Source organism: Serratia sp. H402Y, from assembly GCF_051172415.1.
GTDB lineage: Bacteria > Pseudomonadota > Gammaproteobacteria > Enterobacterales > Enterobacteriaceae > Serratia > Serratia ureilytica.
In genome coordinates this window covers 326,530-342,137 of the sequence record NZ_JBPIYZ010000001.1, presented here as the reverse complement: position 1 = coordinate 342,137, position 15,608 = coordinate 326,530, and the positions used below count along the sequence as shown (strand labels likewise).

The window sequence follows — 15,608 nt, the reverse complement described above, 5'->3', positions numbered from 1 at the left end:
CGTCACAGAGAGAGAATAAGAGATGACTCGCAAACAACGCGCGCTGTTTGAACCGGCTCTGGTGCGCACCGCGCTGATCGATGCGGTGAAAAAACTGGACCCTCGCGTTCAATGGCGCAACCCGGTGATGTTCGTGGTGTATATCGGCAGTCTGCTGACCACCGCCATCTGGCTGGCGATCCTCGCCGGCCAAACCGACGGTGCCGCCGCCTTTACCGGCAGCGTCTCCCTGTGGTTGTGGTTCACCGTGCTGTTCGCCAACTTCGCCGAGGCGCTGGCCGAAGGCCGCAGCAAGGCCCAGGCGGAAAGCCTGAAAGGCACCAAGAAAACCAGCTGGGCGAAAAAACTGGCCGGCCCGCGCCGCGACGGCGCCACGGAGAAAGTGGCCGCCGAGAGCCTGCGCAAAGGCGATATCGTGCTGGTGGAAGCCGGCGACACCATTCCGTGCGACGGCGAAGTGCTGGAGGGCGGCGCCTCGGTGGATGAAAGCGCCATTACCGGGGAATCCGCCCCGGTGATCCGCGAATCCGGCGGGGACTTCTCCTCGGTCACCGGCGGCACCCGCGTGCTGTCCGACTGGCTGGTGGTGCAGTGCAGCGTCAACCCGGGGGAAACCTTCCTCGATCGCATGATCGCCATGGTGGAAGGCGCCAAACGCCGCAAAACGCCGAACGAAATCGCGCTGACCATCCTGCTGGTAGCGCTGACCATCGTGTTCGTGTTGGCCACCGCCACCCTGTTCCCGTTCTCGCAATACAGCGTCGAGGCGGCCGGCAGCGGCAGCGTGGTCACCATCACCGTACTGGTCGCGCTGCTGGTTTGCCTGATCCCCACCACCATCGGCGGTCTGCTGTCCGCCATCGGCGTGGCCGGGATGAGCCGCATGCTCGGCGCCAACGTGATCGCCACCAGCGGCCGCGCGGTGGAAGCCGCCGGCGACGTGGACGTGCTGCTGCTGGATAAAACCGGCACCATTACGCTGGGCAACCGTCAGGCTTCGGAGTTCTTGCCGGCGCCGGGCGTGAAAGAACAAGAGCTGGCGGACGCCGCGCAGCTGGCTTCGCTGGCGGACGAAACGCCGGAAGGCCGCAGCATCGTGGTGCTGGCCAAACAGCGCTTTAACCTGCGCGAGCGCGATCTGCAGGCGCTGAACGCCACCTTCGTGCCCTTCTCCGCCCAGACCCGCATGAGCGGCGTCAACGTGCAGGAGCGCATGATCCGCAAAGGCGCGGTGGACGCCATTCGCCGTCACGTCGAAACCAATCAGGGGCACTTCCCGCGGGCGGTGGACGATCTGGTGGAAAGCGTGGCGCGCACCGGCGGCACGCCGCTGGTGGTGGCGGAAGGCGCCCGGGTGCTGGGCGTGGTGGCGTTGAAGGATATCGTCAAGGGCGGCATCAAAGAGCGCTTCAATGAGCTGCGCAAGATGGGCATCAAAACGGTGATGATCACCGGCGATAACCCGCTGACCGCGGCGGCGATCGCCGCCGAAGCCGGGGTGGACGACTTCCTGTCGGAAGCCACGCCGGAAGCCAAGCTGGCGCTGATCCGCCAGTATCAGGCGGAAGGCCGTCTGGTGGCGATGACCGGCGACGGCACCAACGACGCCCCGGCGCTGGCGCAGGCCGATGTGGCGGTGGCGATGAACTCCGGCACCCAGGCCGCCAAAGAGGCGGGCAACATGGTCGATCTGGATTCCAACCCGACCAAGCTGATCGAAGTGGTGCATATCGGCAAACAGATGCTGATGACGCGCGGTTCGCTGACCACCTTCAGCATCGCCAACGACGTGGCCAAGTACTTCGCCATCATTCCGGCGGCGTTCGCGGCCACCTATCCGCAGCTGAACGCGCTGAACGTGATGCACCTGCACTCCCCCGCCTCCGCCATCATGTCGGCGGTGATCTTCAACGCCCTGGTGATCGTGTTTCTGATCCCGCTGGCGCTGAAAGGGGTGAGCTACAAACCGATGAGCGCCGCGGCTCTGCTGCGCCGCAACCTGTGGCTGTACGGGGTCGGCGGTCTGCTGGTGCCGTTCGTCGGCATCAAACTGATCGACCTGATCCTGGTCGCGCTGCACGTCGCCGGTTAACCATTGAGGGAAATGAACATGACGTATTTACGACCTGCGCTGGTGATGTTGATCCTGCTGACGCTGCTCACCGGCATCGCCTATCCGCTGCTGACCACCGGGCTGGCGCAGCTGCTGTTTTCGGGCGCGGCCAACGGTTCGCTGCTGTACCAGGGCGACAAGGCGGTCGGCTCCGCGCTGATCGGCCAGAACTTCACGCGCGCCGACTATTTCTGGGGCCGCCCGTCGGCGACCGGCGATTCAGCCTATAATCCACTGGCCTCCGCCGGCAGCAACCTGGCGGCCACCAACCCGGCGCTGGATAAGGCTATCGCCGAACGCGCGGCGCAGCTGCGCCAGGCCAATCCAGCCATGAACGGCCCGATCCCGGTGGATCTGCTGACCGCCTCCGGCAGCGGGCTGGATCCGCATATCTCGATCGTCGCGGCGCGGTATCAGCTGGCGCGGGTCGCGGCGGCACGTCATCTGCCGCCGGAACAGGTCGCCAAACTGATCGAAGACAACACCGATCGGGCCACGCCCAACTTCATGGGCGAATCGGTGGTCAACGTGTTGAAGCTGAACCTGGCGCTGGATGCGTTGAAGTAACGCGCCGTATTCAGCATAGTGATAGGGTTCGGCATGCCGAACCCCTTTTTGCTTGGTAACACAAGGAATTGTCATGGTCGAAGAAGAACAGCAGCGTCCCGATCCCGATAGCCTGCTGGCGCTGGCCAATGAAAAACCGCGCGGCCGGTTGAAGGTATTCTTCGGCGCCTGCGCCGGCGTGGGCAAAACCTACGCCATGCTGCAGGAGGCCCAGCGTTTGCGCGCCCAGGGGCTGGACGTGCTGGTCGGCGTGGTGGAAACCCACGGCCGCAGCGAGACCGCCGCCCTGCTCGACGGCCTGGCGCTGTTGCCGCAAAAGCGCATCCAGCATCGCGGGCGACTGGTGCAGGAATTCGACCTCGACGCCGCGTTGGCGCGCCATCCGGCGCTGATCCTGATGGACGAACTGGCGCACAGCAACGCCCACGGTTCGCGCCACCCCAAACGCTGGCAGGATGTGGAAGAGCTGCTGGACGCCGGTATCGACGTGCTGACTACCGTCAACGTACAACATTTGGAAAGTCTGAACGACGTGGTGGGCGGCGTGACCGGCGTGCGGGTGCGCGAAACGGTGCCCGACCACGTGTTTGACGAGGCCAGCGAAGTGGTGCTGGTCGATCTGCCGCCGGACGATCTGCGCCGACGGCTGCACGAAGGCAAAGTGTATATTCCCGGTCAGGCCGAGCGCGCCATCGAGCATTTTTTCCGTAAAGGCAACCTGATCGCCCTGCGCGAGTTGGCGCTGCGCCGCACCGCCGATCGGGTCGATGACCAGATGCGCGAGTTTCGCGACACCCAGGGACGCGAGAAAGTGTGGCACACCCGCGACAGCATTCTGCTGTGCGTCGGCCACAACAGCGGCAACGAAAAGCTGGTGCGCATCGCCGCCCGGCTGGCGGCGCGGCTCGGCTGCCACTGGCATGCGGTCTACGTGGAAACCCCCAAGCTGCACCGGCTGCCGGAAAACCAGCGCCGCGCCATTCTGCGCGCGCTGCGGCTGGCGCAGGAGCTGGGCGCCGAAACCGCCACCCTGGCCGATCCGTCCGAAGAGCGCGCAGTGCTGCGCTACGCCCGCGAACATAACCTCGGCAAAATCATCATCGGCCGCCGCAGCGAGCAGCGCTGGAAGCTGCGCGGCAGTTTCGCCGATCGCCTCGGCCGCCTGGGCCCGGATCTCGATCTGGTGATCGTCGCGCTGGACAGCGACGCCGTACAGCCGCCGCCGGGCAAGGAGCACGACGGCCGCAGCTTCAATGAGAAATGGCGCATGCAGCTGCGCGGCTGCGCGGTGGCGGTGGCGCTGTGCGCGCTGATCACCCTGCTCTCGCAGTGGCTGCTGCCGGGCTTCGATCAGGCCAACCTGGTGATGGTCTACCTGCTCGGCGTGGCGATCGTCGCGCTGTTCTTCGGCCGCTGGCCATCGGTGCTGGCGGCGGTGATCAATGTCGCCAGTTTCGATCTGTTCTTCGTTCAGCCCGAATGGTCGTTCGCCGTCAGCGATATGCAGTATCTGCTGACCTTCGGCGTGATGCTCGCCGTCGGCATCATCATCGGCAACCTGACCGCCGGGGTGCGTTATCAGGCCCGGGTGGCGCGCTATCGCGAGCAGCGGGCGCGCCATCTGTACGAAATGTCACGCGGGCTGAGCCGCGCGCTGACCGTGGCCGACATCGCCAACACCAGCCGTCATTTCCTCTCCAGCAGCTTCCAGGCGAAAACCGTGCTGCTGCTGCCGCAGGAAGACGGCCGGCTGCAGCAAATGATCGGCGAGGAAGGCGGGCTGCTGTCGGTAGACGAAGCCATCGCGCGCTGGAGTTTCGATAAAGGCTTGCCGGCCGGCGCCGGCACCGACACCCTGCCCGGCGTGCCTTACCAACTGCTGCCGCTCAATACCCCCAAACAGACCTTCGGCCTGTTGGCGATCGAACCCAACAACCTGCGCCAGCTGATGGTGCCGGAACAACAGCGGCTGCTGCAAACCTTCGCAGTGCTGATCGCCAGCGCGCTGGAACGGCTGCACCTGGCGCGCAGCGCCGAAGAAGCCAAGCTGGACGCCGAACGCGAACAGCTGCGCAACTCGCTGCTGGCGGCGCTGTCGCACGATCTGCGCACCCCGCTGACCGTGTTGTTCGGCCAGGCGGAAATTCTCACGCTGGACCTGGCGGCCGAAGGCTCCAATCACGCCACCCAGGCCAGCCAGATCCGCCAGCAGGTGCTGAGCACCACCCGGCTGGTGAACAACCTGCTGGATATGGCGCGCATCCAGTCTGGCGGTTTCAGCCTGCGTAAAGAGTGGCAGTCGCTGGAAGAGATCGTCGGCGCTTCGCTGCACATGCTGGAGCCGCTGCTCAGCCAGCATCCGATCGAGGTCGATCTGCCGCCGGAACAGATCCTGGTCAACTGCGACGGCAGCCTGCTGGAACGGGTGTTCACCAACCTGTTGGAAAACGCCAATAAATACGCCGGCGCCGAGGCCACCATCGGCATTCGCGCCCGCACGCTGCCCGAGTGGCTGGAAGTCGAGGTCTGGGATAACGGCCCCGGCATCCCCGCCGATCAGCTGCAGCTGATTTTCGACAAGTTTTCACGCGGCAATAAAGAGTCGGCGATCCCTGGCGTCGGCTTGGGGTTAGCGATTTGTCGTGCCATTATTGAAGTGCATGACGGCCGCATCTGGGCGGAAAACGGCGCCAACGGCGGCGCCAGCTTCCGCTTCGTGCTGCCGCTGGAAAAACCGCCCGAGATCGACGGCGACGCCTTCGATCTGTAATCAACGCAGGGGAAACGTGAGCATAACGCCAACCAACATTCTGATTGTTGAAGATGAAAAAGAGATCCGCCGCTTCGTGCGCACCGCGCTGGAGAGCGAAGGCCTGCGGGTGTTTGAAAGTGAAACGCTGCAGCGGGGGCTGATTGAGGCCGGCACGCGCAAACCGGATCTGATCATCCTGGATTTGGGGTTGCCGGATGGCGACGGGCTGAGTTACATCCGCGATCTGCGGCAGTGGAGCGCCATTCCGGTGATCGTGCTGTCGGCGCGCAACGCCGAAGAGGACAAGATCGCCGCGCTGGACGCCGGCGCCGACGACTACCTCAGCAAGCCGTTCGGCATCGGTGAGTTGCTGGCGCGGGTGCGGGTCGCGCTGCGTCGCCACTCGGCTAGCCAACAGGAAAGCCCGCTGGTGAGCTTTTCGGCGATCACCGTCGATCTGGTGAATCGCCGGGTGCTGCGCAACGACGAAGATCTGCATCTGACGCCGATCGAGTTTCGCCTGTTGGCGGAGCTGCTGGCCAACGCCGGCAAAGTGATCACCCAACGCCAGCTGTTGAGCCACGTCTGGGGGCCGAACTACGTGGAGCACAGCCACTATCTGCGCATCTACATGGGCCATTTGCGGCAGAAGCTCGAAGCCGATCCGGCCCGGCCCAAACACCTGCTGACCGAAACCGGCGTCGGCTATCGCTTCATGCCTTAACCCCGGAGGGCGCGGTTTGCCGCGCCTTTACGCCGCCGGGCCCTTCTTCAATCCGACCATAAATTCCTTAAACGCCTCGCGCAGCGGAGCGAACACCGGGTGTTTGCGGTTTTCGATCATCACTTCGGAGAACAGCTTCAACCCCACGGCAAAGGCCGCGCTCTGCTCGGGGCCGAAGTTCAGATCGTCACGCGCCCGAATGCGTTCGACGATCTCGAGAATATCGTCGTGGTTGCTCACCTCAAAACTCAGCGGCGCTTTCTCGACGGGATTGCCCTGGCGATCGCTCAGGGCTTCAACGGTAATGTTAAAACGGTGGCCGGGCATCAGTTCTTCTCCTGTTGCGAAGGTTGAATCTGCATTTCGCTTTCGATCGCCGCCACGGCGGTCAGCAACGCGGCGTTGATGCGCTCCACCTGCTGCGGCGTAAGATCGGCGCGCATCACGTTGCCGCGCAGCAGGCTGCGCAGACGGTTCATGGCGTCGTAGATGCCTTCCGCCAGGTTGCCGTGCCGATGACGCTCGCGGCCGGCGCCCGCCAGACGCGCCAGAATGACCTCAACCACCTGTTGATGCTTTTGCAGCTCGCCCTCGCCCGCCGCGGTGATGCGGTAGCTTTTGCGGCCGTTGCCGGTGGTGAGCGGTTCGAGGAAATCCTGCTCTTCCAGCAGCGTCAGCGTGGGGTAAATCACCCCCGGGCTCGGCACGTACAGGCCGGATGACGCTTCCTCGATCGCCTTGATCAATTCGTACCCGTGGCTGGGCTTGCGCGCCACCAGCGCCAGCAGCACCAGGCGCAGATCGCCGTGTTCGAACAGACGATGACGCCCGCCCCGGCCGCCGCGCCCACCCCGGCCGCGCTCTTCGCCTTCACCGCCGAAGTGATGGCGTCCGCCGCGATGACGACGACCCTCTTCGCATTCATGGTGATGATGATGCCGGTGTAAGCCTAATCGATGAAACATAAGGTGAGACCTCGCTTTAGTAGGGAACATCAATACGAGGTTGTTTAGATATATCTAAACAGCATCGATAGCGCTAATCTAGATCGATATATCTAAATGCGCAAGCGCGTGCCGTGAAAAAGATATATCTAAATAGCGCCCATAAAAAAAGCGCTGTAAAAACAGCGCTTTTTATCAATCAAGAAAAGTGATTACTTGGCGGAAGCCAGCACTTCGCTGACGATCTCGACCGCTTCGTGCTCAATCTTCTCGCGGTGCTCCGCCCCGAGGAAGCTCTCGCAGTAGATCTTGTAAGCCTCTTCGGTGCCGGAAGGACGAGCCGCGAACCAACCGTTGTCGGTCATCACTTTCAGGCCGCCGATCGACGCGCCGTTGCCCGGCGCTGCGGTCAGACGTGCAGTGATCGGGTCTCCGCCCAGCGTACTGGCCTTGACCATCTCCGGCGACAGCTTGGACAGCGCCGCTTTCTGCGCATGGGTTGCCGGCGCCTGGATGCGGTTGTAGCTTGGCGCGCCGAAACGCTTGGCCAGATCGTCATAGTGATGCTGCGGGTTCTCACCGGTTACCGCGGTGATTTCAGCCGCCAGCAGGCACATGATGATGCCGTCTTTGTCGGTCGACCACGGCTGGCCGTTGAAGCGCAGGAACGAGGCCCCGGCGCTCTCTTCGCCGCCAAAGCCCAGGCTGCCGTCGAACAGACCGTCCACAAACCACTTGAAGCCAACCGGCACTTCCACCAGCTTGCGGCCCAGATCGGCCACCACGCGATCGATCATCGCGCTGGACACCAGCGTTTTACCTACCGCAACATCGGCGCCCCACTGCGGGCGATGCTGGAACAGGTAGTTGATGGCTACCGCCAGATAGTGGTTCGGGTTCATCAGGCCCTTCGGCGTGACGATGCCGTGGCGGTCGTAATCCGGATCGTTGGCGAACGCCAAATCGAATTTGTCGCGCAGCGCCAGCAGGCCGGCCATCGCCGACTCCGACGAGCAGTCCATGCGGATGATGCCGTCGTGATCCAGGTGCATAAAGCGGAACGTCTGATCGATGGAATCGTTCACCAGCGTCAGATCCAGCTTGTAGTGTTCCGCCACCCGCTGCCAATAGGCGATGCCGGAACCGCCGAGCGGATCCACGCCCAGCTTCAGGCCGGCGCGTTGGATGGCCGGCATGTCGACCACCTCCACCAGCCCTTCGACGTAAGGCTGCACCAGATCTTTGGCGTGCAGGTGGCCGCTGTTCCAGGCCTTGTCCAGCGACTGACGCTGCACGCCTTTCAGCTGCTGCGCCAGCAGTTCGTTGGCGCGCTTTTCGATCACTGACGTCAGGTTGGTGTCAGCCGGGCCGCCGTTCGGCGGATTGTATTTGATGCCGCCGTCTTCCGGCGGGTTGTGGGACGGCGTAATGACGATGCCGTCGGCCTGGGCACCGCCGTGGCGGTTGTGGCACAAAATGGCGTGCGATACCGCCGGCGTTGGCGTGAAGCCGTTGTTTTCCTGCACGATCACATCGACGCCGTTGGCGGTCAGCACTTCCAGCACGGAAATAAAGGCCGGCTCGGACAGCGCATGGGTGTCTTTGCCCACGTAGCACGGGCCGGTGGTGCCCTGCTGATGACGAACTTCGGCGATCGCCTGAGCGATGGCGAGGATGTGCGCTTCGTTGAAGCTGTGGCGCTGCGCGCTGCCGCGGTGGCCGGAGGTGCCAAACTTCACCGCATGTGCGGCATTGCCGGCTTCCGGTTGCAGCACATAGTACTGCGACGTCAGCTGGGCTACGTTGATCAGATCGCTTTGACGGGCGGGCTGCCCGGCACGTGGATTATTCGCCATCGACATATCTCCCTCATCCCTGTCGGTGACCGGGCAAATACGTCGCGCACGGCCATCATGACGGGCTGTTCGCTAAATTAGACGGTACCGCAAACTTTCTCGATCAGTTCCGCCGGGAACTGCATCGCCTGCATGATGTGTTCGATCATGCTGCGTTTGCGGCCGGTATTGGTATTGGTGATCACCCAGTAAGGGGTGCCCGGCACATGCTTCGGCTTGGTATGCGTGCCGTTGGCCAGCAGGGTCTGCTGATCGCCGGCGAAATAGGTGCGGGTACGGCCGGTCAACGCCTCGGTGGCGGCGGCAAAACCGGCGGCATCGAGGGTGTACAGCGTGGACAGCACCAGCATGAAACGGTTGACCGCTTTGTTCTGCTCGGCGTATTCATCCGACAGCAGCAGTTCACGCACGGCGCGTACGCGATCGCGCGGGCGCTGAACCGGCGCCGCTTTTTCCGGTTCGACGGACGGCGACGCACTGGCGGCAGGCAACGCGCGCATCGGCTGACCGGCGGTGAATTTCAACATGCGGCGTAAAATATCGGACGCGCTTTCACCGATGTGTTGCGTGTGGCTGGCAATATAACGGTAAAGCTCTTCGTCGACTTCAATAGTTTTCATCTTTATCCAATACTGTTTTTTCTACTTAGAACCTGAAGCCAGATCCTGCATTCAAGCCATGGGATTATAAGGTTAAAAGCGCTGGGGCGAACACAACAATGTGCCTCCGGACGGCAAATGCAGACTAATACCTATAGCCGGCACTGCCAAGCCCGCGCCGCGAAAATTCCGCATGATTCATCGTGCGATTCAATCATGATACCCTAATCTGAATCTCTCTCAGTATGAACTTCGCCATGAAATTACATTATCAACTGCTGGCCGCCGAGTCAGACGCGCTGCCGGTGCTGCTGATCCACGGGCTGTTCGGCAATCTGGACAACCTGGGCGTGCTGGCGCGCGATCTGCATCAGCGTCACAGCGTAATTAAGGTCGATCTGCGCAACCACGGCCTCTCCCCGCGCGCCGACGAGATGAACTACCCCGCGATGGCGCAGGATCTGCTGGAGCTGCTCGACGAACTGCGGCTTGAGAAAGCGATCGTCATCGGCCATTCGATGGGCGGCAAAGCGGCGATGGCGCTGACCGCCATCGCGCCCGAGCGCGTCGCCAAGCTGATCGTCATCGACGTCGCGCCGGTGAATTACCAGACCCGACGTCACGACGAGATTTTCGCCGCCCTGAAGGCCGTCAGCGCCGCCGGCATCACCCAGCGCCAGGCCGCCGCCCAGCTGATGCGCGATTACCTGCAGGAAGAAGGCGTGATCCAGTTCCTGCTGAAGTCCTTCCATAACGGCGAATGGCGCTTCAACCTGCCGGTGCTGATTGAGCGCTATGATGACATCACCGGCTGGCAGGACGTGCCGGCCTGGCCGCACCCGACCCTGTTCATTCGCGGCGGCCTGTCGCCGTACGTGCAGGACAGCTACCGTGCGGACATCGCCCGCCAGTTCCCGCAGGCCCGCGCGCACGTTGTTGCCGGCACCGGCCATTGGGTGCACGCCGAAAAACCGGAGGCGGTGCTGCGTGCCATCCACCGTTTCCTCGACGAAGCCTGAAAAATACGCTCACCTGGCGAAAAAACGCGCTAAAGATAACGGCTTAGCGCGTTTAGCCCGCAGTTAGGCATTGTCGCCGCTCCATCTGCTGGGGTAATATGGCGCGCTATAATTTTGCCGCCGCGCCAGCGCGTTCGCGAACGCCGGGTCGGGGGTGAATTTGGGTTAGGGTTTATTGGCCCGAAGTGTGTTAACCGATGCCTCCGGAAGCGTGCGAGCGCTTTTTGATGCAAACTCCCTTGCAGTACCGCTACCTATGGCAAAAGAACAAACGGATCGCACGACGCTGGATCTGTTCGCAGATGAACGCCGTCCGGGGCGCCCGAAAACCAACCCGCTTTCCCGCGATGAACAGCTTAGAATCAATAAGCGCAATCAGTTACGGCGCGATAAAGTGCGTGGATTGCGGCGCGTAGAGCTGAAAATCAACGCGGATGCGGTGGACGCCCTGAACAAACTGGCGGAACAGCGCAACATCAGCCGCAGCGAACTCATCGAGCAGATGCTGTTGGCGCAACTGGCGGAAGAACAGCCGGAACATTGATCTCTTCGGCCGCACGCGCGGCGCGGCGTTAAGGACAACGCCGGATCGACACGCTTTTCTTCATCTCCGGCATCGCATAAATGCGATAAAACCCCGGCGCCACTTTCTGGCATGATACGCATTTACCGGTAAGAGACTGCGCCTGTCGGCGCCCGCCCCCGCGGCGAACGGCTCTTGCCATGGCATCATTTTAATCGGCGTCAGCGGCGGCAGTGCTGGCATCGAGTAATGCAATTACTTGAATTTAAAGGTTATACGCGATATGGCTACTGTAGGCATTTTCTTTGGCAGCGACACTGGCAATACCGAAAACATTGCCAAAATGATCCAGAAAATTCTCCAGAAACAGTTTGGCGACGACGTCTCTGAAGTGCATGACATCGCTAAAAGCAGCAAAGAAGACCTGGAAGGGTTCGATATCCTGCTGCTGGGCATCCCGACCTGGTACTACGGTGAAGCGCAGTGTGACTGGGACGATTTCTTCCCGACGCTGGAAGAAGTCGATTTCAACGGCAAACTGGTGGCGCTGTTCGGCTGCGGCGACCAGGAAGACTACGCGGAATATTTCTGTGACGCGATGGGCACCATCCGCGACATCATCGAACCGCGCGGCGCGGCCATCGTGGGCCACTGGCCGACCAAAGGCTACCACTTCGAAGCCTCCAAAGGCCTGGCGGACGACAACCACTTCATCGGTCTGGCGATCGACGAAGACCGTCAGCCGGAGCTGACCAACGAGCGTGTCGACGCCTGGGTCAAACAGATCGTCGAAGAGCTGAGCCTGGCCGATATCGTCGGCTAAACGCCGGGACTGGCGAAAGGTTGAACAAAGGCCCTGTAAAGTGCATAGTGTGCCGACAGGGCCGTCATCGGCAACAGGGATTGCTGCGATAGAAGCTACAGATTTGTAACTTCCCACCCCGTCACGGTAGACTGAGATATCGGTTTATCCCATCCATCAAGGCGTTGCATGCAAAACATGCAATAGTGCAATTATATCTTTGTTAACAACCGGCGGTTTCCATTTAGTACAACCGGTTCTATAATGAGACGCATTAACTCTTTGTGCCGACCGATGCCACAGGCGAGTACGCCTCAACTTGATTAGCATAGTAACAGGACTGAATTCGCATGACCGACAACAACATCGCATTGAAGAAGGCCGGCTTAAAAGTCACGCTTCCGCGACTCAAAATCCTGGAAGTACTGCAAAATCCGGAATGCCATCACGTCAGTGCGGAAGATTTGTACAAAAAACTGATTGATATGGGCGAAGAGATCGGGCTGGCGACGGTTTATCGCGTACTGAACCAGTTTGACGATGCGGGCATTGTGACACGTCACAATTTCGAAGGCGGCAAGTCCGTGTTCGAGCTGACCCAACAGCATCACCACGATCACCTGATTTGCCTGGATTGCGGCAAAGTGATCGAATTCAGCGACGAATCCATCGAAGTGCGCCAGCGTGACATCGCCAAGCAGCACGGCATCAAGCTCACCAACCACAGTCTGTACCTGTACGGCCACTGTGAAACCGGTGACTGTCGCGAAGACGAAACGCTGCACGACAAGAAATAAGCCCTGACCGGCTATGAAAAACCGCCTCATTTTGAGGCGGTTTTTTTATGCCCGCCGTACAACGGGAAAAAAAATCCCCGGACCAGCCGGGGAAAATCATGTCATGAAATACCACAATTGCAGCGGCACAGCGACTCCACGTACTACTCTCACCACAACGTCCGCCCTGCGCCGACACGCGCGGGCGAACGCATTCCCCCTTCGTTATGATGCGGCCCGCCGCCAAAACTGCGGGCCGCACCGCCCTTCTTAGACCTTTTCGGCGCGGCTGTAGCGTTTGCCGTCCGGGCTGACCGAGCGCACCTGTACTTCGCCGGAGACCGCAGGTTTAGCCTTGGCATCATAGCGCTGCCACTGCTTACCGCCGTCGGTGGAGTACTCGATGCCCAACCCCGGCAGCGCGATATTCGCCTCCAGCTTGCCGCCCGCCACGCGAGCGCCCGGCACCGGCAGACGATAAGCCACGCCGCCTTTGTCCAGCTTGGCCAGTTCACGCTGGCCCAGAATATTGGCGAAGCGCAGCCAATCTTTCTCCAGCGTCTTGGTATCGACAAAGTGGGTTTCCCCGCCTTTGTATTCGCGGCCGGCGCGATAGTCCTGCTCCCAACCGGCGCGATGCCAGGCGCGCTCCGCCACCGACAGCGCGCGTGGGAAGATCATGTATTCCATCTGCGGGTCGGTGCGCTGGGTTTCGCTCCACAGCTGAGCGGAAAGTCCATATGCCCCCGGCCACGGCTTGTCGCTCTTGGCGTTGAAGTGGTTGCCGTCTCGGTCAACCGAGGTTTCCGCGTTCTGCGGCATGTTGTCCGGCGCGAAGCTGAACACCTTGCGCTCGTCGCTGAAGCGGGTGCCCCAGTAGTAACCGCGCTCGTCCGGGTTCACCTCGTAAGGGAAGTCCATATAGACGTAGTCCGGGTTGGAGACCACCACTTCATACCCTTTGTTGGCCCAGTCGTTGACGCTGTCGAAACCGCCCCAGTACAGGGTGTCCCAGAAGTTGACCCCCACGCGCGAGGTGGCGAACGCCTTCGAACTCTCGGCGTCCTTCAGGCCGTCTTGCCAGGCCTGCATTCTGTCGATGCCGTGCGCCTTCACCAGCTTGCTGACCTCTTGGCCGAAGTAGCTCGGCAGGTGCTCCATGTCGGCCACTTTGCCCTCTTTGATCATCACCTGGCACACCTGAGACTTGGCCCACGGCTTATCTTCATTGCTCTGGTCAATGATGCCTTTACCCGGTTCCGGTTTCGCCTTGTCGGTGTAGCCGGCGCCCAGGCGGATGTTTTTCGCTTCGTCGCCGCCAAAGTGCCAGGTCTTAATCGGCTGGCCGGCTTCTTTATGCATCTGGGCAATCTCGCCAATCACCTTGTCGACAAAGCGCTGGGAGGAATCCAGGCACGGGTTCAGGTAACTCTGACGGTTAAAGAACTGCACCGAGGTGGTATTGGAGGTATCGGTCGGATCCACCAGACGGAATTCGTTGGCCTCCTGCTCTTTGCCGGCGGCATGCAGTTTCTTGTAGCGCGCTTCCATCGAGACCACCGCCGCGCGGGCGTGCGCCGGCATGTCGATCTCCGGGATCACCTCAATCTGGCGCGCCTGGGCGTATTTGATGATGTCGATGTAGTCCTGACGAGTGAAGAAACCGCCGTAGACATCCGGCCCCTGGCCGTACTGCGGCAGCAGGCAGGTGGTTTCGCTCAGATCGTGGCAGCGCTGGCCGCCGACTTCCGTCAACTCAGGCAAGCCGGGAATTTCGATACGCCAACCTTCGTCATCGCTCAGGTGGAAGTGGAATTTGTTGAGCTTGTAAGCCGCCATCTGATCCAGCAGGCGCAGCACCGCATCCTTCTTATGGAAGTTACGCGCCACGTCGAGGAAAATGCCGCGATACTGGAAGCGCGGCGCATCGCTGGCGTCGAGCGTGGCGATCTTGCCGCTGCCGTCGGTCGGCACTAACGACAGGATAGACTGCAACCCGTAGAACACCCCGGCCTGATCGAAGCCAATCACCCGCGCCTCTTTCTTGCCGATCTTCAGCTCATAAGCGCCCGGCACCGCCATCGCGCCTTTAAACTTGCCCGGCTGGATGTCGGTCTTGATCGGGTAACCGTTGGCCTGAACCGGCACGCCCAGCAGCGCGAAGCGCTGGTTGACGACATCCGCCGCCGGCTTGACCAACGCACTCAGATCCGGCGATACCCCTTTGCGCAGGTCGGCGTCCTGCGCGTGCACTTTCACCTGCATCGGCGTCGGCACGATCTGGCCGCGCAGCGCGCCGGCGGGCAGCGTCTGCAGATCGGCGTTGCTGACAAAACGCGAAGCCGGCGTCATCAGAATATTTTTGTCGTCCTTGGTGCGCTTCCACTGATCGCCGGTAAACGGCGCCACAAACTGATCCAGATTTTCGGTGTCGGTATTCGCCAGCATTTTCGGCTTGGCGTCGCCGGAAGTGGCATACCAGCGGGGCAGGAAGTCGTTTCTGAACAGCTGCCAGTATTCGGCGACCACCGGGATTCCCACCGCCTTACCGGCCGGGAAACCGCTGAATTTGGCGGTCGGCTCCAGCTTGTACAGATCGCCAGTGAGGTGAGCGATCTTGAACTGATCGTTGTCTACCCGCAGAGTCTGGCGCGGGCTGTGGAAATAAATGATCCAGTCTTTGCCGTCGATCGCCTGCCCGTCGTTGCTCAGGGTGAACAACACCCGGTTGCATGAGGCCCAGTCTGCGCCCAGCGCCGCGCAATCCACGCCGTTTTCCCCGGCGCGGTTATCCAGCATTTTCACGTTCAGCTTCAGTTGGCTCAGCTGATCCACCAGCTGTTGATCGGCCATGGCGCTCCCCATGCCGCCCAGGAATCCCATCGTTGCCGTCAAGGCGGCCAGTGCGCTCAGTTTGAATGCGTTCATCTTCT

General features: G+C 61.5%; 13 protein-coding genes. 8 read left to right on the top strand and 5 right to left on the bottom strand.

Translation table 11 applies throughout. The features are described from left to right. The first annotated feature begins 22 nt into the window (after positions 1–22). The 4 genes from kdpB to kdpE all read left to right on the top strand — a co-directional run bounded on the left by kdpB (position 23) and on the right by kdpE (position 6,156). Positions 23–2,092, top strand: coding sequence for a potassium-transporting ATPase subunit KdpB (gene kdpB / locus ACSBQS_RS01740; RefSeq protein ID WP_033642184.1), 2,070 nt, complete (start codon positions 23–25; stop codon positions 2,090–2,092). A gap of 18 nt (positions 2,093–2,110) precedes the next feature. Beyond that, the gene (gene kdpC, locus ACSBQS_RS01735) at positions 2,111–2,680 is read left to right on the top strand and encodes a potassium-transporting ATPase subunit KdpC (protein WP_342165515.1); all 570 of its coding nucleotides are present in this window, start codon (positions 2,111–2,113) and stop codon (positions 2,678–2,680) included. Between the two features lie 73 nt (positions 2,681–2,753). Further along, the gene (kdpD, locus tag ACSBQS_RS01730) at positions 2,754–5,450 is read left to right on the top strand and encodes a two-component system sensor histidine kinase KdpD (protein WP_047025697.1); all 2,697 of its coding nucleotides are present in this window, start codon (positions 2,754–2,756) and stop codon (positions 5,448–5,450) included. A gap of 16 nt (positions 5,451–5,466) precedes the next feature. Further along, positions 5,467–6,156, top strand: coding sequence for a two-component system response regulator KdpE (gene kdpE, locus ACSBQS_RS01725; RefSeq protein ID WP_033637458.1), 690 nt, complete (start codon positions 5,467–5,469; stop codon positions 6,154–6,156). Between the two features lie 27 nt (positions 6,157–6,183). On the opposite strand, the gene ACSBQS_RS01720 is transcribed toward kdpE, so the two are convergent. The 4 genes from ACSBQS_RS01720 to seqA all read right to left on the bottom strand — a co-directional run bounded on the left by ACSBQS_RS01720 (position 6,184) and on the right by seqA (position 9,576). Next, on the bottom strand, positions 6,184–6,483 hold the full coding sequence (locus ACSBQS_RS01720) for a DUF3861 domain-containing protein (RefSeq protein WP_033642181.1): 300 nt from the start codon (positions 6,481–6,483) through the stop codon (positions 6,184–6,186). Then, positions 6,483–7,121 (bottom strand): PadR family transcriptional regulator, encoded by a 639-nt coding sequence (locus tag ACSBQS_RS01715; protein ID WP_047025698.1) that lies wholly within the window; start codon positions 7,119–7,121, stop codon positions 6,483–6,485. Before ACSBQS_RS01715 ends, ACSBQS_RS01720 begins: the two co-directional genes overlap by 1 nt. Positions 7,122–7,312: 191 nt before the next feature. Beyond that, entirely contained in the window at positions 7,313–8,956 is a 1,644-nt protein-coding gene (pgm, locus tag ACSBQS_RS01710) for a phosphoglucomutase (alpha-D-glucose-1,6-bisphosphate-dependent) (RefSeq protein ID WP_047025831.1), read from the bottom strand. Between the two features lie 77 nt (positions 8,957–9,033). After that, a complete protein-coding gene (gene seqA, locus ACSBQS_RS01705; protein WP_047025699.1) occupies positions 9,034–9,576 on the bottom strand; it encodes a replication initiation negative regulator SeqA in 543 nt (180 codons plus the stop codon). A gap of 224 nt (positions 9,577–9,800) precedes the next feature. Between seqA and ybfF the strand changes: the two genes are divergently transcribed. The 4 genes from ybfF (at position 9,801) to fur (ending at position 12,696) form a co-directional block, all read left to right on the top strand. After that, the gene (gene ybfF, locus ACSBQS_RS01700; protein ID WP_080273370.1) at positions 9,801–10,574 is read left to right on the top strand and encodes an esterase; all 774 of its coding nucleotides are present in this window, start codon (positions 9,801–9,803) and stop codon (positions 10,572–10,574) included. A 256-nt stretch (positions 10,575–10,830) separates the two neighbouring features. Continuing rightward, a complete protein-coding gene (gene ybfE, locus ACSBQS_RS01695; RefSeq protein WP_004939936.1) occupies positions 10,831–11,118 on the top strand; it encodes a LexA regulated protein in 288 nt (95 codons plus the stop codon). A gap of 262 nt (positions 11,119–11,380) precedes the next feature. Beyond that, positions 11,381–11,920: a flavodoxin FldA gene (gene fldA, locus ACSBQS_RS01690; RefSeq protein WP_004939938.1), complete on the top strand. Its 540-nt coding sequence runs from the start codon at positions 11,381–11,383 to the stop codon at positions 11,918–11,920. A gap of 329 nt (positions 11,921–12,249) precedes the next feature. After that, positions 12,250–12,696: a ferric iron uptake transcriptional regulator gene (fur, locus tag ACSBQS_RS01685; protein ID WP_019454058.1), complete on the top strand. Its 447-nt coding sequence runs from the start codon at positions 12,250–12,252 to the stop codon at positions 12,694–12,696. 249 nt (positions 12,697–12,945) lie between these two features. On the opposite strand, the gene ACSBQS_RS01680 is transcribed toward fur, so the two are convergent. Continuing rightward, entirely contained in the window at positions 12,946–15,603 is a 2,658-nt protein-coding gene (locus ACSBQS_RS01680; RefSeq protein ID WP_047025700.1) for a beta-N-acetylhexosaminidase, read from the bottom strand. Positions 15,604–15,608 lie beyond the last annotated feature (5 nt).

Coding starts and splice junctions, on each gene's coding strand:
- kdpB (WP_033642184.1), top strand. CDS start 23: ATGACTCGCAAACAACGCGCGCTGTTTGAACCGGCTCTGGTGCGCACC.
- pgm (WP_047025831.1), bottom strand. CDS start 8,956: ATGGCGAATAATCCACGTGCCGGGCAGCCCGCCCGTCAAAGCGATCTG.
- ybfE (WP_004939936.1), top strand. CDS start 10,831: ATGGCAAAAGAACAAACGGATCGCACGACGCTGGATCTGTTCGCAGAT.
- seqA (WP_047025699.1), bottom strand. CDS start 9,576: ATGAAAACTATTGAAGTCGACGAAGAGCTTTACCGTTATATTGCCAGC.
- fldA (WP_004939938.1), top strand. CDS start 11,381: ATGGCTACTGTAGGCATTTTCTTTGGCAGCGACACTGGCAATACCGAA.
- kdpC (WP_342165515.1), top strand. CDS start 2,111: ATGACGTATTTACGACCTGCGCTGGTGATGTTGATCCTGCTGACGCTG.
- kdpD (WP_047025697.1), top strand. CDS start 2,754: ATGGTCGAAGAAGAACAGCAGCGTCCCGATCCCGATAGCCTGCTGGCG.
- ybfF (WP_080273370.1), top strand. CDS start 9,801: ATGAACTTCGCCATGAAATTACATTATCAACTGCTGGCCGCCGAGTCA.
- fur (WP_019454058.1), top strand. CDS start 12,250: ATGACCGACAACAACATCGCATTGAAGAAGGCCGGCTTAAAAGTCACG.
- ACSBQS_RS01715 (WP_047025698.1), bottom strand. CDS start 7,121: ATGTTTCATCGATTAGGCTTACACCGGCATCATCATCACCATGAATGC.
- ACSBQS_RS01680 (WP_047025700.1), bottom strand. CDS start 15,603: ATGAACGCATTCAAACTGAGCGCACTGGCCGCCTTGACGGCAACGATG.
- ACSBQS_RS01720 (WP_033642181.1), bottom strand. CDS start 6,483: ATGCCCGGCCACCGTTTTAACATTACCGTTGAAGCCCTGAGCGATCGC.